General features: G+C 59.9%; 18 protein-coding genes and 2 tRNA genes. 9 read left to right on the top strand and 11 right to left on the bottom strand.

Annotated features, from left to right (window positions below):
* Nucleotides 1-5: 5 nt before the first annotated feature.
* Nucleotides 6-1,361 (bottom strand): sigma-54-dependent transcriptional regulator, encoded by a 1,356-nt coding sequence (locus WBR25_RS05575; protein WP_005353777.1) that lies wholly within the window; start codon nucleotides 1,359-1,361, stop codon nucleotides 6-8.
* Nucleotides 1,362-1,616: 255 nt separating this feature from the next.
* Between WBR25_RS05575 and WBR25_RS05570 the strand changes: the two genes are divergently transcribed.
* The 6 genes from WBR25_RS05570 (at nucleotide 1,617) to WBR25_RS05545 (ending at nucleotide 7,467) form a co-directional block, all read left to right on the top strand.
* Nucleotides 1,617-2,459, top strand: a complete 843-nt coding sequence (locus tag WBR25_RS05570) for an ABC transporter substrate-binding protein (protein ID WP_068976719.1) — start codon at nucleotides 1,617-1,619, stop codon at nucleotides 2,457-2,459.
* A 64-nt stretch (nucleotides 2,460-2,523) separates the two neighbouring features.
* On the top strand, nucleotides 2,524-3,225 hold the full coding sequence (locus WBR25_RS05565; protein ID WP_005347674.1) for an ABC transporter permease: 702 nt from the start codon (nucleotides 2,524-2,526) through the stop codon (nucleotides 3,223-3,225).
* A gap of 34 nt (nucleotides 3,226-3,259) precedes the next feature.
* Nucleotides 3,260-3,955 carry an energy-coupling factor ABC transporter ATP-binding protein gene (locus WBR25_RS05560; protein WP_129503522.1) on the top strand — a complete coding sequence of 232 codons (696 nt, stop codon included), beginning with the start codon at nucleotides 3,260-3,262 and terminating at the stop codon, nucleotides 3,953-3,955.
* A complete protein-coding gene (gene mobA / locus WBR25_RS05555; RefSeq protein WP_129503521.1) occupies nucleotides 3,927-4,571 on the top strand; it encodes a molybdenum cofactor guanylyltransferase MobA in 645 nt (214 codons plus the stop codon). Before WBR25_RS05560 ends, mobA begins: the two co-directional genes overlap by 29 nt.
* Nucleotides 4,568-6,346, top strand: coding sequence for a bifunctional molybdopterin-guanine dinucleotide biosynthesis adaptor protein MobB/molybdopterin molybdotransferase MoeA (locus WBR25_RS05550; protein WP_129503520.1), 1,779 nt, complete (start codon nucleotides 4,568-4,570; stop codon nucleotides 6,344-6,346). The genes mobA and WBR25_RS05550 overlap by 4 nt, the downstream gene beginning before the upstream one ends.
* A gap of 62 nt (nucleotides 6,347-6,408) precedes the next feature.
* On the top strand, nucleotides 6,409-7,467 hold the full coding sequence (locus WBR25_RS05545) for an FUSC family protein (protein ID WP_042054492.1): 1,059 nt from the start codon (nucleotides 6,409-6,411) through the stop codon (nucleotides 7,465-7,467).
* 58 nt (nucleotides 7,468-7,525) lie between these two features.
* Here the strand turns inward: WBR25_RS05545 and WBR25_RS05540 are convergent, their stop codons facing one another.
* The 8 genes from WBR25_RS05540 to WBR25_RS05505 all read right to left on the bottom strand — a co-directional run bounded on the left by WBR25_RS05540 (nucleotide 7,526) and on the right by WBR25_RS05505 (nucleotide 13,235).
* The gene (locus WBR25_RS05540; RefSeq protein ID WP_088868723.1) at nucleotides 7,526-8,080 is read right to left on the bottom strand and encodes a DUF3332 domain-containing protein; all 555 of its coding nucleotides are present in this window, start codon (nucleotides 8,078-8,080) and stop codon (nucleotides 7,526-7,528) included.
* 180 nt (nucleotides 8,081-8,260) lie between these two features.
* Nucleotides 8,261-9,562 (bottom strand): methyl-accepting chemotaxis protein, encoded by a 1,302-nt coding sequence (locus tag WBR25_RS05535; RefSeq protein ID WP_088868722.1) that lies wholly within the window; start codon nucleotides 9,560-9,562, stop codon nucleotides 8,261-8,263.
* Between the two features lie 90 nt (nucleotides 9,563-9,652).
* Nucleotides 9,653-10,132, bottom strand: coding sequence for a GNAT family N-acetyltransferase (locus WBR25_RS05530; protein WP_129503519.1), 480 nt, complete (start codon nucleotides 10,130-10,132; stop codon nucleotides 9,653-9,655).
* 97 nt (nucleotides 10,133-10,229) lie between these two features.
* Nucleotides 10,230-10,673 carry a DoxX family protein gene (locus WBR25_RS05525; protein ID WP_129503518.1) on the bottom strand — a complete coding sequence of 148 codons (444 nt, stop codon included), beginning with the start codon at nucleotides 10,671-10,673 and terminating at the stop codon, nucleotides 10,230-10,232.
* The gene (locus tag WBR25_RS05520) at nucleotides 10,670-11,422 is read right to left on the bottom strand and encodes an HvfC/BufC N-terminal domain-containing protein (protein ID WP_129503517.1); all 753 of its coding nucleotides are present in this window, start codon (nucleotides 11,420-11,422) and stop codon (nucleotides 10,670-10,672) included. Before WBR25_RS05520 ends, WBR25_RS05525 begins: the two co-directional genes overlap by 4 nt.
* Nucleotides 11,415-12,263, bottom strand: a complete 849-nt coding sequence (gene bufB, locus WBR25_RS05515) for an MNIO family bufferin maturase (RefSeq protein WP_129503516.1) — start codon at nucleotides 12,261-12,263, stop codon at nucleotides 11,415-11,417. Before bufB ends, WBR25_RS05520 begins: the two co-directional genes overlap by 8 nt.
* A gap of 72 nt (nucleotides 12,264-12,335) precedes the next feature.
* A complete protein-coding gene (locus WBR25_RS05510) occupies nucleotides 12,336-12,599 on the bottom strand; it encodes a BufA1 family periplasmic bufferin-type metallophore (protein ID WP_005334862.1) in 264 nt (87 codons plus the stop codon).
* 435 nt (nucleotides 12,600-13,034) lie between these two features.
* Nucleotides 13,035-13,235: a YbfA family protein gene (locus WBR25_RS05505; protein WP_005334863.1), complete on the bottom strand. Its 201-nt coding sequence runs from the start codon at nucleotides 13,233-13,235 to the stop codon at nucleotides 13,035-13,037.
* 212 nt (nucleotides 13,236-13,447) lie between these two features.
* Between WBR25_RS05505 and WBR25_RS05500 the strand changes: the two genes are divergently transcribed.
* Entirely contained in the window at nucleotides 13,448-13,741 is a 294-nt protein-coding gene (locus WBR25_RS05500) for a hypothetical protein (protein WP_005347702.1), read from the top strand.
* Between the two features lie 48 nt (nucleotides 13,742-13,789).
* Here the strand turns inward: WBR25_RS05500 and WBR25_RS05495 are convergent.
* Both WBR25_RS05495 and WBR25_RS05490 read right to left on the bottom strand, forming a co-directional pair.
* Nucleotides 13,790-13,863 (bottom strand) — tRNA-Cys (locus WBR25_RS05495).
* A 57-nt stretch (nucleotides 13,864-13,920) separates the two neighbouring features.
* Nucleotides 13,921-13,996, bottom strand: a tRNA-Gly gene (locus tag WBR25_RS05490).
* Nucleotides 13,997-14,245: 249 nt separating this feature from the next.
* Here WBR25_RS05490 and WBR25_RS05485 point away from each other — a divergent pair.
* Together WBR25_RS05485 and WBR25_RS05480 are read left to right on the top strand one after the other, a co-directional pair.
* On the top strand, nucleotides 14,246-17,683 hold the full coding sequence (locus WBR25_RS05485; protein WP_479749534.1) for an ATP-binding protein: 3,438 nt from the start codon (nucleotides 14,246-14,248) through the stop codon (nucleotides 17,681-17,683).
* A gap of 415 nt (nucleotides 17,684-18,098) precedes the next feature.
* A complete protein-coding gene (locus tag WBR25_RS05480; protein WP_479749533.1) occupies nucleotides 18,099-19,784 on the top strand; it encodes an ABC transporter substrate-binding protein in 1,686 nt (561 codons plus the stop codon).
* Nucleotides 19,785-19,806: the final 22 nt, after the last annotated feature.

Genomic DNA, 19,806 nt, shown 5'->3' with positions numbered 1-19,806 from the left:
CTTCCTCATTCGATGGCCCACTCCTTGAATTTGCGATCCAGCGTCTTGCGCGCCACCCCGAGCACCCGAGAGGCGGCCGACTTGTTGCCATCATGGCTGGCCACCACTTGCAGGATGTGGGCTTTTTCTACCTCCGCCAGCGGCCATGCCAGCGGGTAGCCCTCCTCGCTCGCGCCCTGTTCGGCAAGCTTGCTGCTCTGCCAGTAATCCGCCGGGGGCTTGCCCAGCAGCAGGCAGCGCTCGATGAGGTTGCGCAGCTCCCGCACGTTGCCGGGCCAGGGGTAGGCCTGCATCGCCACCACATCCTCGTGGGTCCAGCTCAAGGAACCCATTCCCATCTCGGCGGTGAGCTGGCGGGTGAAGTGGTGTACCAGCGCGGGGATATCGTCTATCCGCTCCCGCAGCGGGGCCACCGGCAGCGCCACCACGTTGAGGCGATAGAAGAGATCTTCGCGAAAGCGGCCCGCCTCCACCTCAGCCTTGAGGTTGCGGTTGGTGGCGGCGACGATGCGCACATCCACCGCCAATTCGCGCTCGGCCCCGACCGGGCGGATGGCCTTCTGCTCCAGCGCCCGCAGCAACGAGGCCTGCATGGCAAGGGGCATTTCGCCGATCTCGTCGAGAAACAGGGTGCCCTGATGGGCGACCCGGAACAGGCCGTCACGCCCCTTGCGGGCGCCGGTAAAGGCACCCTGCACATGGCCGAACAGCTCGCTTTCCAAAAGCTCCGGCGCGATGGAGGCGCAGTTGAGGGGCACAAAGGCCCCCATCCGGCCAGAGAGTTGATGCAGGGCGCGGGCCACCAGCTCCTTGCCGGTGCCGGACTCCCCCTCCACCAGCACGGCGGCGTTGGAGGGGGCCACTCTGGCGATGAGCGTCTTGAGCTCGCGGGTCTTGGCACTGTCGCCAATCAGGGTGGGCGGGAACAGCTTGCTCACCTCCCGGCGCAGCAGCAGGTTCTCCCGCTCCATCTGGCGGCGCTCGATGACTCTGTCCACCGCCTGCACCATCTGATCGAGGTTGAAGGGCTTGAGGATAAAGTCGCTGGCGCCGAGGCGCAGCGCCTTGAGGGCGGTCTCCATATCGCCAAAACCGGTCATGAAGATGATGTCGCTGCGACGGGTAGCGGGGTCGATGGCCTCGTGCCACTCAATGCCGGAGCGCCCAGGTAGCCGGATGTCGGCGATGATAAGGTCAAAGTGAAGGCGGCAGCGCAGGGCTTCCGCCTCCTCCACGCTGGCGGCAGTCTCAATCTGGGCAAAACGCTTGGCCAGCGCCTTGGCCAGAAAGCTGCGCATGCCGGGCTCATCGTCAACGATAAGCAGGGAGAGGGCAGACCAGCGGCTGGGAGGGAGTGTCATGGAAAAAAGTACCTCGGATGCACGTACGGTCGGTGAATGTCCCGATAACCGGAACCTTAGTGGGACATTTTGTCCTTACCGTATCAAAAGCACCAACACCAATTATTAAAAGCGATAACAAGCTCACCTAATTGATTTTAATAAGCTTCTGTTTTTAAACGGCAAACCGTGAATGCAGCGGCAAAGGAACAGTTTGGCACCCTGCTTGCTTACTCTTGCCCTCTCCTCAGCCACCCTGAAAAAAGTTGCATCACGATGACGATAAAAACCAACCTCAAACGTTTTGCCCTCTCCCTCGCCGCCAGCCTGCTGATCGCCGGTGCGGCCCACGCCGAAGCGGATACTAACGCCACAAAAGCGCCGATCCGCCTCGCCACCACCACCAGCACCGAGCAGTCCGGTCTGCTGGGCTGGCTGCTGCCCCAGTTCACCAAAGAGACCGGTTATCCGGTGCAGGTAATGGCGGCCGGTACCGGCCAGAGCCTGAAGATGGGCGAGAACGGCGATGCGGATCTGGTGATGACCCACGCCCCCTCTGCCGAGAAGAAGTTCGTCGATGCGGGCTTTGGCATCGAGCCGGTACACCTGATGTACAACGACTTCGTCATCGTCGGCCCGGCAAAAGATCCGGCGGGTCTCGGCAAACTGCACGACGCGGCCAAGGGGCTGCAGGCCATCAAGGAGCAGGGCCAGACCTTTATCTCCCGCGGTGACGAGTCCGGCACCCACATCAAGGAGAAGACCCTGTGGCAAGCCGCAGACGTCAAACCCGAGTTTGCCGGTTACAAATCCATCGGCCAGGGGATGGGCCCGACCCTGACCATGGCTTCGGAGCTCGGTGCCTACACCCTGACCGACCGCGGCACCTGGCTCGCCTACCAGAGCAAGCTGGATCTCGCCGTGCTGCTGGAGGGTGACAAGCGCTTGTTCAACCCCTATCAGGTGATCCTGGTCAACCCCAAGCGCTACCCGGATCTCAACACCGAAGGGGCCCGCACCCTGAAGAACTGGCTGGTCTCCGAGCATGGCCAGAAGTTGATCGGCGACTTCAAGGTAGCCGGTCAGGCGTTGTTTGTGGCGGATGCCAACGGGAAATAATGGCAACCCTGACCCCTGCGATGACCTTGATGGCCCTCCCCCGGTTCGCTGAGGGAGGCGCCTGATGCCAACGCTGCTCGACACGACATTAGCAGCCCTCGCCCTGCTGTTCAGTGGTGACACCGAACTGTGGCAGGTGGTGGGGGTCTCCTTCTCCGTCTCCTGCATCGCCCTGCTGTTGGTGCTGCTGCCCGCCTTGCTGCTGGGCTTTGCCCTGGCCTATCTGCCGCTGCCCGGCCGCTGGCTCTGGCTCTCCTGCATCAATACCCTGCAATCGGTGCCGACCGTGGTGATTGGCCTCTTGCTTTACATGCTGCTGTCGCGGGCCGGCCCCTTTGGCGACTGGAAGCTGCTCTTTACCCAGCAGGCGATGGTGGTGGGGCAGATGCTGATCGCCTTTCCGGTGATCGCCACCATGGCCCACGCGGCGTTTGTCCAGAGCGACCGGCGCGCCTGGGAGACCGCCCTGACCCTGGGGGTCTCCTGGCCCAAGGCGCTGATCGGCCTGATGCACGAGTGCCGCTTTGGCTTGCTGGCCGCCATCATCGGTGCCTTTAGCCGCATCGTCACCGAGGTGGGCTGCTCCATGATGGTGGGGGGCAATATCCTGCATTTCACCCGCAATATCCCCACCGCCATCGCGCTGGAAACCCAGAAAGGGGCCTTCACTCAGGGGGTGGCGCTCGGCATAGTGCTGCTCACCCTCGCCCTCTTGCTCAACCTGCTGCTGACGGCCTGTCGCGGCCACAGCTATCTGAAGAACTGACCATGCCCCCACTGTGTATCAACAGGAGTACCCCATGGCCCTGACCGCCCACCAGCTGACGATGCGCTTTGGCGAGCGCCAGCTGTTCGAGATTGACCGGCTCGCCATCGCACCGGGGGATGCCATCTGGCTGCATGGAGCCAACGGGGTGGGCAAGACCACCTTGCTCAAAATCCTGGCAGGGCTGCTGGCCCCCACCCGCGGCCACACCAATCTGCCGGGGCGCTGGCAACAGCGGCTAAACCGGCTCCTCAAGCGGGAGCTGGGACCAGGCAGGGTTACCTATCTGCACCAGACCCCCTATCTGTTCGATCGCACGGTGCACGACAACGTCGCCTGGGCGCTCGATAAACAGCTCGGCAGCGAGATCCGGGTGTTCGAGGCGCTGCGCCGGGTCGAGCTGGAGGGGCTGGCGCGGGAGCACATCAGCATTTTGTCCGGTGGCGAACGGCAACGGCTGGCGATGGCCCGTGCCTGGGCACTGCAACCGGCCTTTCTGCTGATGGATGAGCCCACCGCCAATCTGGACACACATTCGGTTGCCCTGATGGCCGCATTGGCGCAAGATCTGCGGGAACATGGCAGCGGCCTGGTCGTCATCAGCCACCAGAGCAACGCATTGACCTCCCTGTGCGAGCGGCAATGGACCCTCGCCCGTGGCCAGCTGCAAGAGACAACCCCTTTAAAAATCATCGAGCGACATGACTTCAAGAAGCGAATCCCCCTCTAGCCCTTTTCCCGTGTCGGCAGTGATCCTCGCCGGCGGCCGCGCCACCCGGATGGGGGGCGAAGACAAGGGATGGGTAACACTGGCGGGACGCCCTCTTATCGACCATGTTTTGGCGCGCCTGCGCCCCCAGGTGGATGAGGTGCTGATCAACGCCAACCGCAGTCAGGCCCGCTATCAGGCGCTGGCCCCGGTCATCAGCGATGACAACAACGACTATCTCGGCCCGCTGGCGGGCATGCAGGCAGGTCTTGCCGCCGCCCGTCACGACTGGGTGCTGTTCGTTCCCTGCGATGGCCCCGCCCTACCGCTGGATCTGATGAGCCGCTTTCGCGCCGCCCTGACCCCGGATACCGAGCTGGTGGTAGCCCATGATGGCGACTGGCTGCAACCCGTGGTGGCCCTGCTGCACAAATCCCTGCTCCCCTCCCTCACCGCCGCACTGGCAGAGGGTGAGCGCAAAATCGATATCTGGTTTGCCCGCCACAATATGGCGGTGGTGAACTTTGCCGATCAGCCGGATGCCTTTATCAATCTCAACAGCCCTGCCGAGCTGGCCGCCTACGAGGCCCGTCTGCTCGCCCCGGCTATCGACCCCCAACAAGGAGTCACCTCATGACCCCGGCCCCCACTCTTCCCCTGCTCGGCTTCGCCGCCTGGAGCGGCACCGGCAAGACCACCTTGCTGGAGCAGTTGATCCCCCTGCTGGTGGATCGCGGCCTGCGCATCGGGGTGCTCAAACATGCCCACCACGACTTTGATATCGACCAGCCGGGCAAGGACAGTTACCGCCTGCGCAAGGCGGGTGCCCAGCAGATGATGGTGGCCTCCCGCCGCCGCCATGCGCGCATTACTGAAACAACGCACGGCGAAACGGAACTGGCCGAAGCCGATTTTCGCCAGCTGCTGGCCAGCTTCGATCAGACAGAGCTCGATCTGCTGCTGGTAGAGGGGTTCAAGCACGAACACTTCCCGAAAATCGAGCTGCACCGCGCCGAAATTGGCAAGCCGCTGCTCTTCCCCGAAGACAGCGACATCATCGCACTGGCCAGCGATCAGCCCCAACAGAGTGGCGAACAACTGCAGACAAGCCTGCCCTGCCTCGATATCAACGATCTGGCGGCCATTGCCGACTTCGTCTGCCGCTGGCTTGACGGCTGCCAGAGCAAGGAGCCTGAGGCGGGCAAGGGCTTTCTCTCGGTCGAAGCGGCCCGCAACGCCATTCTGGCGGCCCTCACCCCGAGCACGGCCTGCAGCGACAAACCGTTGGCCCAATGCCACGGCGCCGTGCTGGCCGCCGATTTGATAAGCCCCATCAATGTGCCGCCCCATGCCAACTCGGCGATGGATGGTATTGGCCTTCGCAGCGACGATCTCGCCGCCGGTCGCTGGCAGCTGGTGGGGGAAGTGCTGGCGGGCCAGCAGCGCCACGAGCCTGTGCTGGCCGGTCAGGCGGTGCAGATCATGACCGGCGCCCCGCTGCCCCCCAGTGTCGATACCGTGGTGATGCGAGAAGAGACGCAGATTGAAGGTGAGTGGGTCACCGTCACCGCACCGATCCGCGCAGGACAGAATGTGCGCCTCGCCGGCGAAGATCTCGCCAAGGGCGCGGTCGCCATCCCGGCCGGTACCTTGCTTGGTGCCCCCCAGCTGGGGCTGGCCGCATCACTCGGTCAAGCCAGTCTCACTGTGCGCACCCCGCTGAAAGTGGCGCTGTTCAGTACCGGTGACGAGGTGCAGGCGCCGGGCGAGCAGCTCGCCCCTGGCCATATCTTCGACAGCAACCGCTTCACCCTGATGGCCCTTATCCGCGCCGCCGGTTGCGAGGTGATGGACCTTGGCATCATTCCCGATGACAAGACCATTCTGCGCCAGCAGCTGGAGCAGGCCGCCGCCAGCGCCGATCTGGTGTTGAGCTCGGGCGGAGTCTCGGTGGGCAATGCCGACTTTATCAAGCTGGTGCTGGCGGAGCTGGGCCAGATCGATTTCTGGCGCATCCAGATGCGGCCGGGCCGCCCGCTCGCCTTTGGCAAGCTGGGGCAGACCCCCTTCTTCGGCCTGCCGGGTAATCCGGTAGCGGCGATGATCTGCGTGCTGCAGTTTGTCGAGCCTGCCATCGCCCGCTTGCAAGGCAAGCGGTGGCAGCCGCTGCGCCTCTCGGCACTGGCAGACGAGAAGATGAAGAGCCGCCCGGGGCGCACCGAGTTTCTGCGCGGCATCTTCCATCAGGACCGTAACGGCCAGCTGCGGGTGCGCACCACAGGGCCACAGGGCTCCGGCATTCTCAGCTCCATGGCCGATGCCAACTGCCTGATCGAAATCGTACCGGACCAACCCGGGATCGCCGTTGGCGAGCGGGTCTGGATCCATCCCCTGCAGGGACGACTGGCCTAAATCCCGACGGGGCGTCGGCCGGATGCACGGCGCCCCGTCACCCACCTGACAGGAGGCAGACCGTGCGTCTTGATGCCCCCCTCTCCCGACTCGATCTGCTGGTCTATGGCCGCTACCGGATCGTCCATGGCCTGCGCATTGCGCTCGCCTTCATGCTCACCTTTCTGCTGACCCGCGAGCTGAAACTGCCGGAGAGCACCTGGCCGCTGATCACCCTGGTGGTGGTGATGGGCCCCATCTCGTTTTGGGGCAATGTGCTCTCCCGCGCCCTGCAGCGGGTGGTGGGCACCATCTTCGGTGCCAGTTGCGGGGTGGTAGCGCTCTATCTCGAGATCTACTCCCTGCCACTCACCCTGATCTGGTGCGGGTGCATCATGTTCCTCTGCGGCTATCTGGCCCTCGGCAAGCGCCCTTATGTGGGGCTGCTGATCGGCATCACCCTGGGAGTCACCATGGGGGCCATGCCGGGGGATATAGAGACGGCGCTGTGGCGCAGTGCCGACGTGATACTGGGCTCCCTGCTGGCGCTGCTCTTTTGCAGCATCTATCCCCAGCGGGCTTACAGCCACTGGCGGCTGCAACTGCACCAGATCCTGCAGCAGTCGGGGCGGCTCTATCACACCCACCTCTCCCCCAATGTGCTGGAGCGCCCGCGCCTCAAGCACAATCTCTCCCAGTTGCTGGCCCAGACCGGCAAACTGCGGGCCCTGCTGGCCCCCGCGGCCAAGGAGACACGCCACAGCGTCGCCCTGTTTGATGCGGTGCAGGTCACCATGCGCAACACCCTCTGCACTCTTGAGATGCTGGCCAACACCTACTGGAACGATCGGGAGAGCCACTTCCTGATGCAGAGCACGGCTGCGCTGCAAGCCTGCCATCTGGCCACCGAGGAGGCGATCAACCAGCTTGCCCTGATGATGCAAACCGGCGATGGTCGCGGGGCCGATGCCGCCATCGCCCGCCTGCACGAGGTGGCGACCCAGGTATCGCTGCCGCCCAACGCAGAGGCGGCCATCAATGGTTACCTCTGGCTCAACGTCCAGCTGACCGAGCAGCTCACCCACCTGCGCCGCCTGCTGGGGCTGATCCTCACCCCACCCCATCGCAAGCAGCCCGATTAGGCCCAATGCAAAACGCCCCGCAGTTGCGGGGCGTTCTTGTCGGCATAGGCACTGATGATCAGGCCGCCGTGCGGGCGTTCTCGCTCATCTGCTCCAGCTCTGCGCGGCTCAGGGTAGAGACAAAGCGGCCATCGAAGTAGATATCCATCAACTCGCCACGCTTCTCGCCACGCATCATGCTGCGGCGACCATCCAGATAGTGCACCTCCATCTGGGCGGTATGCTCGTCCGGGTAGCTGATCTCCACCTCGCGCACCCCTTGTGGCAGCATGGCCAGCGGCACCGTCTTGAGGGCCGGATCCAGATGCTGGTTCACCTTGATCACCGGATTGGCCTTCATGTCCACCACAGCCGGAGATTTGCCGGTGATGGGGTTCTTGCCAGACCAGAACTCGATGGTATTGAAGACGAACAGGTCAGCGGTCGCGGCCAGACCGTAGACAGGGGAGAGCAGCATAAAGACCCCGGCACGAGCGTAGCGGTTATCCACCACGCTCAGGTTGCCCTTGGTGACCATGCCGGAAAGCCCCATCTGCCCCATACAGCCGCCCAGACCCATGCTCGCGACCATAACCAGCAGGGCCATTGCCCGCCCCTTCTGTTGTAATGCCATCGTGTTCTGTTCCTACTCTGAAATAAATGAGGCGGCAAGCCTAATCAAGGGGCCAGAAGAGGACAATTCACAATGGCGGGACGATACAGGAGGGGTTCAGATTGGCATATCAAGTGCGCAATAAATAAGCACCGATGGAATAATCATCCATTCGGTGCCTCGTTCAACAACCAATAACCGTCAGGAGCCGATGGCCAGATTGGAGACTGTCTCGGTCACATTGATGGCGCCCTGCTCGATCTGTGACATCACGCCACTCACCTCGCCGATCTGCTCCTTGCCACGCTGGGCACTGGTGGCCACCTCATTGATGTTGCCGGTGATCTGGGCCGTCAGTTCGCGGTTTTTCTGAACCACGCTGGCGATCTCGCCGGTCGAGAGGGAGGTGCGCGCAGCCAGCTGACGTACTTCGTCGGCCACCACCGCAAAACCGCGCCCCTGATCGCCGGCCCGGGCTGCCTCAATGGCGGCGTTAAGGGCCAGCAGATTGGTCTGCTCGGCAATACTGCTGATGGTCGATACGATGGCTTCAATGCTTTTCGACTGCTCATTGAGCTGGCCAATCAGACCGGAAGTGCGGCTCACCTGTTCGGAAATGGCGCTGGAAATGGCAACCGATGCCGCCAGCAGTTCAGACCCGGTTTCGGCAAAGCGGGTGGTCTCCTGCGAAATGGTCTGGGCTATGTTGGCCGCCTCGCTCACTGCCTGGGCGCGCTTGATCCGCTCTGTCACCTCACTGGCAAACTTGATCACCTTGACCACCTTGCCGCTCTCATCCTTGATGGGGTTGTAGGTAGCCTCCAGCCAGATCTCGTTGCCGTGGCTGTCACGACGACTGAACAGCCCCGACTTGAGCTGGCCGTGGGCCAGATCGTCCCAGAAGTGAGGTTGCTCGTGATAGAAGCTTTCATCGCAAAACAGCCTGTGATGCTGCCCCTTGAGCTGCGAAAGGGAGTAACCGACGCAGGAGAGGAAATTCTGATTGGCCGTCACAATCTCCCCCTTGGGGGTGAACTCGATAATGGCGAGTGCCCGATCGAGTGCCGAGATGATCGCTTTCTGACGACTCAACTGCTGATAACTCTCGGTGATATCGGAGGCTATCTTGACGACCCTGACCACCTTGCCCTCAACCTTGACCGGGAAGTAGGTCGCCTCCAGCCACAACTCCCTGCCATGTTTGTCAATGCGCTGGTAGATGCCACTGTGGGAATGCCCCTGACGCAACTGCTCCCAAAACTGGGCATAGGAGGATGATTGGGCGTAGTGGGCATCACAAAAGATCCGGTGGTGTTTACCAATCACCTCCTGCTCGCTATAGCCCACCACACTCAGAAACAGCGGGTTCGCCTCGAGGATCTCGCCGCTTGGAGTGAAACTGATGGTAGCGACACCGACTTTTACTGCATCAATAAATGCCTGGGCCTGGGCCAACTGCATTTGACACGCTTGTAATTCCGCTTTGAGTTTGAAGTTGAACATCTGCCCTGCCCCTCTATTACCTGGTTACAACTACGTCACATCTGCATGAACTTTAGACGAGAAACCATAGAGATAACGGGGGCCCATCGATTAAGGTGCCAGATCCCACTCCAGATAGGCCGGATTGGCGACAAAGCCGATCCTCTCATAGAGAGGACGCCCCTGCTCGCTGGCATGGAGCCACACCTTGCCCAGCTGACGCGCGCTGGCGAAGGCCGTTATGGCATCGAGCAGCGCCGTGGCGATCCCCTGCTGGCGCCATTGTGGCCGCGTATACATATTGAGCAGATACCCCTCCATCCCCGCCAGATTGCCGGGATAGGGTGGCCGTACAAATAGTGCCAGCGTCCCGGCCGCCACGATCTGTTTGCCGCCCTCCTGCGTATCGGCCTCAGCCAGCCAGGATAAAGCACTCTCTTCACTCATCGCCCGGGTGAAATAGTCAAGGGTGGCTTGCCACAAGGTCGGGTCTGCCTGCGGCGTCACCAGCTCACCGACCTCACAAAACAGCTCCATGCGCAGCGCCACCAGTGCGGGAATATCTGCGGCCCTTGCCTGACGAATGATCATTGGCTGCTCCTTTTCTCTCATGGGAATTTTCACCGGCCGTCATTATGACAAAGAGCGCCTTGTGGCGCTCTTTGTCATTGGGTAAATCACTGATAAATCAATGGCTGCGACGAGTCAGCCAATAATCCAGGCTCAGCACACCGCCGCCCCAGATGATCAGGGTCAGCAGCATCCATCCCCACAGCTGGTGATCGTAAAAGCCACCCGCCCAGAGGGTCGGGTAGGAGATCACCGCCATGATATTGAAGCCAAACAGCAGCAAGGCGGCCGGGCGAGTAAAAAGCCCCGCCAGCAGGAAGAGCGGCAACAGCAGCTCGGTCGCCGTACCCAGATAAGCAGCCCACAACCAGGGCAGCAGGGGCACCTGATACTCGGATTCAAACAGATAGAGGGTGGAATCCCACGCCGTCAGCTTGAGCCAGCCTGAAGTGAAAAAAACCGAGGCGACCCAAAGCCGCGCCAGCAACAGCACACCAGCGACGCTCCAGCGCGGCAAATCACCACTCGAGCTGGCCAGCGCCAGCCATTTGTTTGCCATCATGGCATTACCTCCATGTCCACCAGTAGACCAAGGGTTATCAGGCGAGTGAGATGTTCACTGGCCGCAGGGTCGGCCGCAAGCAGCTCAACCAGCGCCGTACCAGCGAGACATCCCTGTAGCAGCGCCCACTCACCCGCCGTCAGGGGCAAGGGGGCAACCCGGCAATCCGGCTGTTTCTTCAATGCCAGCCAGACAGGGGCATCAAGCACCTCCACAGCTTCACCACAGTGCAGTGCCATCTGCCACAGGGCCAGTACCGGATAATCGCTGGCAACCAGCAGCAGATCCGTGGCTGGCAAGAGTCGCAGCCGCTCCCATTGTTGCGGCGATAATGCGGCCAGACGCTCGGCTGGCCAGCAGCGGGATTCCAGCGGCAGCAGACTGGCACGCTCAAGCAGCCATTCGAACTGCGCCAACTCCTCCAGCCAGGGCAGTCCGGTTGTAGTCGGCAAGCGGGCCAACCATTGGCCAAATCCGGCGCCATAGTGCATGACGCTCCCTTCCCTGAGCGGCTCGGCCAATACGAAGCCACGGGCCGCCGCTGCAAAAAAGTCATCCCCGACCATGGCCTTGACGGCGGGATAACTGCTCGCCAGCACCTCGCCAAGGCTCAGGATGAAGTGGTTGCGATAGACCTGCAGCACAGACTCGGCAGAAAAGAGCCGGGAGCTGATGTGAGGGGAAATGGCGTCAGGCGCCCCCAGCAGACCATCGGCAAAATGCTGTTGCAGCTGTGCCAGTTCAGCCATGGGCCACCTCCCGTGGCGCACTCATGGCGCACGCCTCATCCAGAATGGCGCTGGCCTGCGCCGCCTCTGCCAGCAAGACCGGCAGCGGCGGGATCTCGAGGTCCCACTCAATCAGGGTGGGAATGGCCTGCTTGCGGCAGATCTGGCGATAGAGTTCCCAGACCGGTGCCACCACAGGGGCACTGTGGGTGTCGATATAGAGAGAGCCTTCCGGCAGCTGTTTCTCGGTATAACCGGCCAGATGGATCTCCCCGACGGTGGCGAGATCGATCGCCGCCAGATACTCATCGCAAGAGAAACCGTGATTGAAAGCACTGACATAGAGATTGTTGAGGTCGAGCAGAATGCCGCACTCGCTGCGCTGCTGCAGCTCGGCCAGAAATTCCCACTCGCTCATCTCCCCGGGCAGTTGCAGATAGGAGGAGGGATTTTCAATCAGCATGCGGCAACCCAAGGTCTGTTGTACCTGCTGGATCTTGTCGCTCATGTTGCGCAGGGAGGCTCGGGTATAGGGCACCGGCAGCAGATCGTTGAAGTAACGCCCGCCAATGCTGCCCCAGCTGAGATGTTCGGAGATCCGTACCGGTTTTATCGCCGCGGCCAGTGTCGACAACTGCAGCAGATGGTGCGGATCGAGCGGGTCGGCAGAACCGAGGGACATGCCAACGCCGTGAAGACTGACGGGGTAGTGTTGCGCCAGTTCGGCGAGCACCTGAAAACAGTGGCTGTGCCGTTCGAAGTAATTTTCACTATGCACCTCCAGCCAACCGACTGCCGGCAGGGTTTGCCGGATCTCGTCGTAATGGGGAGAGCGTAATCCGATACCAATCAAAGGGTTCATCGCAAGACTCACTTTCACCAATCAGAGAAGATGCAGGGGGCGGCCCGTTGGCCATCCCCTGCCCGATGTCTCTTACTTGGGTTGCAGCGAACCGCCGACCAGCTTCTCGCACAGCCCTTTGGGCATCACCACAAAGGCATCACCCTGAGCATCTTCCTTGGCAGTACCGGCGCAGGAGCTGCTCTTGGTCGCACAGTCATTTTTGCTGGCCTTGACCACGCCGTAGCACTTCTCCTTTTCATCGGCAGCCATGGCTGGCGCCGCGATAAATTGGGCGCCCAGCGCCAGCAGACCGGTCATGGCGGAAGCGATAGCAGTACTTTTTTTAACATTCATGTTCATGTTCCTTTTGATGTCGTTGGATGTCGCTGATATCCCCGATTTGTCGCAACCGGGTACCTGCAATAGAACCGGCAAACGGGATATTCCCTTTCAAAAAAAACACAAAAAGAGTTAAAAAAACCCAAAGAAAGACACTCAATCAATTGATTTTAAACAGCTATTTCATCATTGAAAATTTCTCGACGACCACCCATTAATGAACGAGGAAAGTGCCATATGGTGCTTTCATCCCGTTAATCTTCTTCACTGCTTCCATCAAAAGAGATGCATCAGACATAACAAAGCCCCGCCAACAGGCAGGGCTGGATGCAACTTTAAAGAAACAAGAAATAAACAATCTGAGTGGTGTTGGGAGCCAGGAGTTGCAGCAAGCAGATAAAAAAAGAGACAGCTTTGGCTGTCTCTTTTTGCACATGGTGCGAATGGGGTTTAGTAGAAGATCCGCTCGCCACGTTCGCTCATCTTGAGCCAGACCGGCTTGGTACTGGTCTTGTTCCAGATGCGGTGCAGATAGCTGTAGAAGCGGGCACGATCGCTGCGAAACAGCATCACGGGGAAAGCCAGAATGCCCACCAGCAATACATAAATGCGACGAAGAATAATCTGAGTCAGGGAAAAGGGATGAAACATGATGTAACTCCTTACTGGTAAGACCACTGAGCAAAGATTACCCCACTCCATGTAGGATTACTACATCACCAACGCATTTTTTTATAAAAAAATGGTGAAAAACGGGAAATACTGAAAACGGGTTACGTTATTAACCAACAGTTAACAAACTTGCGAAAATCGTGCGCTTTGCCACAGTTATCAGGGGAAAAACATGCAGTAGGGAGACACGCATGAAACTGCCGGAAGTGGCACTGCTGGTGCTGATGGTTGCCCTGACACGGGCACAACTGGAGGAGTGGCAACTGAATCGGGAAGATGCCATCGTGCTGGCCGAACGGGGCGTGCCCACCGTCAGTCTGTGGCAATGCGGCACGCTGAAGCAACGGATTGCGGATCTCAACCAGCACAGTGCCGAGGTGCAGTTTCAATATCGGGGGCAAAACATGGCGGATGTGAGCCACTATCTCGAGCGGGAGTGGAAACAGGCTGGCTGCGAACAGTTACTGGTACAGCAAGGATACTGACCAAGGCTCAGACTCGAAGAGTGATGATTGAGATAAACAGAGAAAATATGGAGGCACGTTCCGGAGTCGAACCGGACTAAACGGATTTGCAATCCGCTGCATAACCGCTTTGCTAACGCGCCATGCTGACAAGACTGATTGTCTTGAAAGTGAGTTCCATCGTTGGTGCGATGGAAAATTGGAGCGGGAAACGAGACTCGAACTCGCGACCCCGACCTTGGCAAGGTCGTGCTCTACCAACTGAGCTATTCCCGCGTTACTGCTTTCGTGCCAGTTGCCTGACAACGAGGCGCATTATACGTACCACGAGCGCCAGCACAACCCCTTTTTCGCAATTTAAGCCCTGATGCAGACTGTTTGCTCAGGGTTTAAACGCCTTGCTGCATTTTTCTCCAGTCAGCTGTGACCCACCAAGCGAATTTGGGATAAAGTCGTTGAAATGATTACGCTTTCGTTCGAGACTTGAGCGGCTTAATAACCGGATTCTCAATTGAAAATCACAAGATGAAATGGATCTTCACGCTTCGTGGGCTCAGGCCGCAGTTAATGCTGGCTTTTTTCATGTTGGGCATGGTGCCCTTTTTGGTCATCACCCTCTTCTTCCTATACAGCCACGGCAAGGATCTCACCACCCAGACCTCCAACCATCTGGTCTCCGTTCGTAATATCAAGAAGAGTCAGCTCGAGGATTACTTCAACAACCTCAAAGAGCAGATCATCAACTTCTCCCAGCAGGATTTTGCCGGCAACAGTATCGGCCGTTTCTATGGCTTTACCGGCGCCTTCGAGAAGTTGGGCACCACACCGCAGGAGGCCCGCAGCCGTGCCCAGGCCCGCTATCTGCCCGGCTCCTGGGATCAACTGCGCAAACCGGACAGTCAGGTGGAGATCGAACCCTCCATCACCGCGCTGATCCTCGCCGACGAGATGTATGACCGGGTGCACCAGCGCTTTCATCGCGGCTATGCCGACATGGTGCGCAAGTCCAACTACAGCGACATCTTTCTTGTGGACCTCAACGGTGATGTGGTCTATTCGGTCACCAAGCACCCTAACTTTGCCACCAATCTGCTCTCAGGACCTTATCAGGGCAGTGGCTTGGGCCAGACCTTCGCCAAGATCAAACGCCGCCTCGATGGTGGCCAGAAGCCGCAGCAGATCTTCGAGTTCACCGATTTTGGCCGCAACGAGCTGACCGGGCAGGTGGTTGCCTACATGGCGGCCCCCGTGATGCAGTACGACTATGTGCGCGGTGTGGTAATTTTCGAGCTGCTGCCGGACAAGCTCAACCAGATCATGGCGGAGCGGGAGGGGCTGGGCGAGACCGGCGAGACCATCCTGATCGGCCCCGACAAGCGGATGCGCGCCGATGCCTGGCTGGCACCGGAGTTCAGCGTCGAGAACAGCTTCAGCCCCAACTTCCGTCCACTGCAAACGCCCCTCATCACCAAGACGCTCTCCGGCGAGCAGGGGGTCGGGCTGTTCCACTCCTATCAGGATGACGAGGTGCTGGCCGCCTACACCCAGGTGAAGGTGTTCGACACCGAGTGGGCCTTTATCGCCGAGATTTCCACCCGGGAAGCCTATGCCCCGATCCGCCAGCTGGAAACTCTGGTGATTGTGCTGGGGGCGGGCTCGGTACTGCTGCTGATCCTCTTCTCCCGCTGGCTATCCCACTCCATCACGGCGCCGCTGCGCTCCCTGACCGAAGCGGCCGAGCAGGTGGCCGACGGCGCGCTGGATCACCCCATCGCCATCGAGCGCACCGGCGATGATATCGACCGGCTGGCCGAAGCGTTTCGCCATATGCAGCGCTCGGTGAAAGACAAGATCGAACTGATCGAGCAGCAGACCCAGGAGCTGCAGCAGCAGGTCAAGCTGACCCACAAGCAGAACCTCAGCCTGCAGCAAGCGGACAAGCTCAAGGATGAACTGCTGGCCAACACCTCCCACGAGCTGCGCACTCCCATTCACGGTATCAAGGGGATGGCCGAGTCGATGCTCGCCAGCCAGCAGGATTTGACCGAAGGGCAGCAAAAACAGCTCGGCCTCATCATCAAGAGCGCCGACGGCCTGGCCCGTCTGGTTGACGATCTGCTGGACTACCACCAGATGCGCTACGGCCAGCTGGAGATCCACTCACAACCCGTCTCATCAAAAGGGGTTATCCGGCTGGTGCTGGATCTCTGCCAGCATCTGGTGCAGGCCAAACCCCTCACTCTGGTGGATATCAGCCCGGCCGAACTGCCGCCGGTGCTGGCCGACGAGCAGCGGCTCGAACAGGTGCTCTACAACCTGGTGGGTAACGCCATCAAGTACACGCCGCAGGGCAAGGTGGTGCTCAGTGCTATCGTCGAGAACAACTTCCTGCGCATCAAGGTCACGGATACCGGCATCGGCATCGCCCCCGATCATCTGGAACATATCTTCGAGCCGCTGGTGCAGATGAGCCCGGAGGTAAGCAAGCAGGGGGCCGGCCTTGGTCTCTCCATCACCCGTCAGCTGGTGCACCTGATGGGGGGCGAGCTGTTTGTCGAGAGCGAGCCGAGCGTTGGCTCTACCTTCGCCTTTACCCTGCCCCTTGCCACCGGCAAAGCGGCCAATCTGACTCTCGACAGCCGCCAGATCGAGCATCAGCTGGTGCGCCAGCAACCGCTGATCCTGCCGGACTGGGAGAGCGACGATCTGCCCCCTCCCCCCGAGGGTGCGCCGCTCATTCTGGTGGTGGATGACGAGCCCATCAACCTGCACATCCTGCGCCATCTGCTGCAGCCCTGCGGCTACCGCATCCTGCCCAGCAGTGACGGCCACGATGCGCTGGTCAAGCTGGCTGAGGAGCCGGTGGACCTCATCCTGCTCGATGTGATGATGCCGACCCTTTCCGGTTTTGACGTCTGCCGTCGCCTGCGCCAGCAACACCCGAAAGATATGCTGCCGGTGCTGCTGCTCACCGCCCTCAACCAGCCCAAGGATATCGAGGAGGGCTTCGGGGCCGGTGCCAACGACTATCTGGTCAAACCCTTCTGCAAAGAAGAGCTGTTTGCCCGGGTCAAGGCGCTGCTCGAGGCCAAGGCCGGACGCGCCTCGCTGGTAGAGAACCGGCTATTGAAGCAGGAGATCGAACATCGCCTCACCCTGCAGGAGCGGCTGCATCAGGATCAGCAGCGCCTGCTGGCCCTGCTCGGTGAAGGGGCCGACCCCATGATCTTTATCGACGAGCAGGGCATAGTGCTGTTTGCCTCCCGGGTACTGGCGCGCCTGCTGGGACAGGAGCCGGAAGCCATGGAGGGGCAGCCCCTCAATGAGTGGCTCGCCACCCCGCTGCAACAGCAGTGGCCCGATCTTGCCAGCGAGCGGGAACACAATCTGGAGTTTCTGGTGGCCGGGCAGAAGGACGTGCTCAACGCCCGTGCCCTGCCCATCGCGCTCGGAGGACAGGCCGCTTTCGCCCTCACTCTGAGTACCGAGCTGCGTCAGGATGAGAACCGGGTAATGGCGCTGGAGAACGCCCTCAAGAACCTCTCGCGGCAAGCCATCATCGAAGATGAACAGCTGCTGGGCGAGCTGAGCCGCCTGGGTGGCGAGTTCCGTTCGCTGGCCGACGACCTCATTCGCCAGCAGGATGACGAGCCGCTGCGCCGGGCGCTGGTAGAGACCATGCAGCTCACCCTGGATGCCTGGCAGCAGGGGACCGGCAAGGGCAAAATCGTGCTGGCAGAGAAGAGCAAGCTGTGGCGGGTCTATATGGACAGATCCAGCCCGCAGACCCGTACCCTCGACAAATACCTGAGTCTGGACACCCTGCCCAAGTCGCCACGCTGGAAGACGGTAGTGGCCACCACCGAGTATGTGCTGGGCCACTGCCCGCTCAATGACCACCAGCGCCAGCAGTTGCAGCACAGCGCCCAGACCCTGCGTCAACTCGCCAACCGCAAGCCGTGACACGGCGCCCTAAACGGGCGCCGGATCACAATTGGCAATCTGGTTTCTTTTTATGCAAAACAAAGCCCCGCCCGACCCCGAAACCGAGAGCAGATCCAATTCACAAATTTGTCATATACGCCATTTTCACAACCACTTCCTACGCGAGAGCAAATAACGCAAACCAATGATTCTAAACAGATAAAAAAGCATTTTGACGAGATTGACGTAACACCGTCAATTTTTACGAAAACAACGAAATCAATAGTTGTTGTTTTCCTGTTAATTCTGGTTTGCTTAGGGCGTTGGAAAACAGAACGACAAAGGTTAGACACCTGACCAACACAGAGGGCCGATTTCATCAGCATGCGAAACCGGTGCTCACACAAAACAAGGCGAACCCTCGGGAATGCCAAAAAATAAGAAAGGAAAACATATGCTTGCCAAAGTATCCAAAATCTCTACCGCTGTAATGCTGGGAACCATGATGCTTGCCGGTGCCGCCGGTAACGCCATGGCCGCAGAAAACAAAACCGTGCTGACCATGGTCGCACAGCAGGAAACCGCCTGGGTCAAGAACTTCAACCCCTTCCTGCAAGCGGGCTTGCTGCACACCACCCGTCACTTCATCTATGAACCGCTGGTGATCTTCAACGATATGCAAGGGGGCAAACCCGTCTATCGTCTGGCCACCAACTATGCGTTCAGCGATGACCTGAAATCCGTCACCTTCGATCTGCGTGACGGCGTGAAGTGGTCTGACGGCGAAGCCTTTGATGCCGATGACATCATCTTCTCCTTCAATCTGGTCAAGGCCAACAAAGCGTTGGATGAGCGCTCAATCTGGACCCAGATCAAGAGCGTCGAGAAGCTGGCCCCCAACAAGGTCAAATTCGACCTGACCGAGGTCAACACCAACGTGGTGAATGATCTGGTGCTGGTACCCATAGTGCCGGAGCATCAGTGGAAATCGGTGAAAGATCCGGTTGCCTTCACCAACGACAAGCCGGTTGGTACTGGCCCCTTCACCGAAGTGGACAACTTCTCCGCCCAGCTCTATACCCAGTGCCGCAACCCGCACTACTGGGATAACGCCAACCTCGCCATCGACTGTCTGCGTATGCCGCAGATGGCCACCAACGACCAGGTGCTGGCAGCTGTCATGAAGGGTGACATCGACTGGTTCGGCTCCTTCGTACCGGATATCGAGCGCCTCTACGTCGGCAACGATCCGAAGAACAACAAATACTGGTTCCCGGCCTCCGGTACCGTGGCGTTCAACGTCAACTTCCAGACCAAGAACCTGGGCAATAACGAAGCCTTCAACGACATCAACTTCCGCCGCGCCTTCTCCATGGCGATGGACCGCCAGTCCATGGTGGATATCGCAGGCTACGGCTACCCTACCGTCAACGAGTACCCGTCAGGTCTGGGCAAAGCCTTTGACTCCTGGAACAACCCGGAAGTGGACAAGAAGTACGGCAAGTACAACAAGTTCGACTTGGAAGGGGCCAAGGCCCTGCTGAAAGAGGCAGGCTACAAGGATTGTGACGGCGACAAGTTCCTCGACACCCCGAGCTGCAAAAAGATCGAGTTCAAGGTACTGGTACCGAACGGCTGGACCGACTGGGTCAACACAGTTCAGATTGGTGTAGAAGGACTGCAGGCGCTGGGCCTGAACGCCAAGACCGCCACCCCGGAAGCGACCGTCTGGACCGAGAACCTGATCACCGGTGACTTCGACGTCGCTCTGCAGGGTTACTTTGCCGGTGCCAACCCGCACAAGTACTTCGAGACTGCGTTCCACTCCCGCAACATGGGCGACCGTGGCAACCGCTTCGCCGCGCCTCGTTACAAGGATCCCGAGCTCGACAAGCTGATCGATGACTTCACCCAGACCGCCGATGCGGCCAAGCAGAAGGAGATCATGTTCGCCATCCAGGATCGTGTTGGTGCCAACCAGACCATCATTCCGGTCTTCAACAACCCGACCTGGTACGAGTACAGCACCAAGCGCTTCAACGGCTGGTTCAGTGCTGATAACCCGGTAGCCAAACCTCAGCTCCACCCGGACACCCCTGAGCGTCTGCTGCACGTGTTGTCCCTCAAGCCAAACAGCTAAACAATCCCGGCCCCCTGCGGGG

Source organism: Aeromonas sp. MTB (assembly GCF_056632455.1).
Note: the sequence above shows the minus strand (reverse complement) of the source record. Positions and strands in the feature narration are given on the sequence as shown.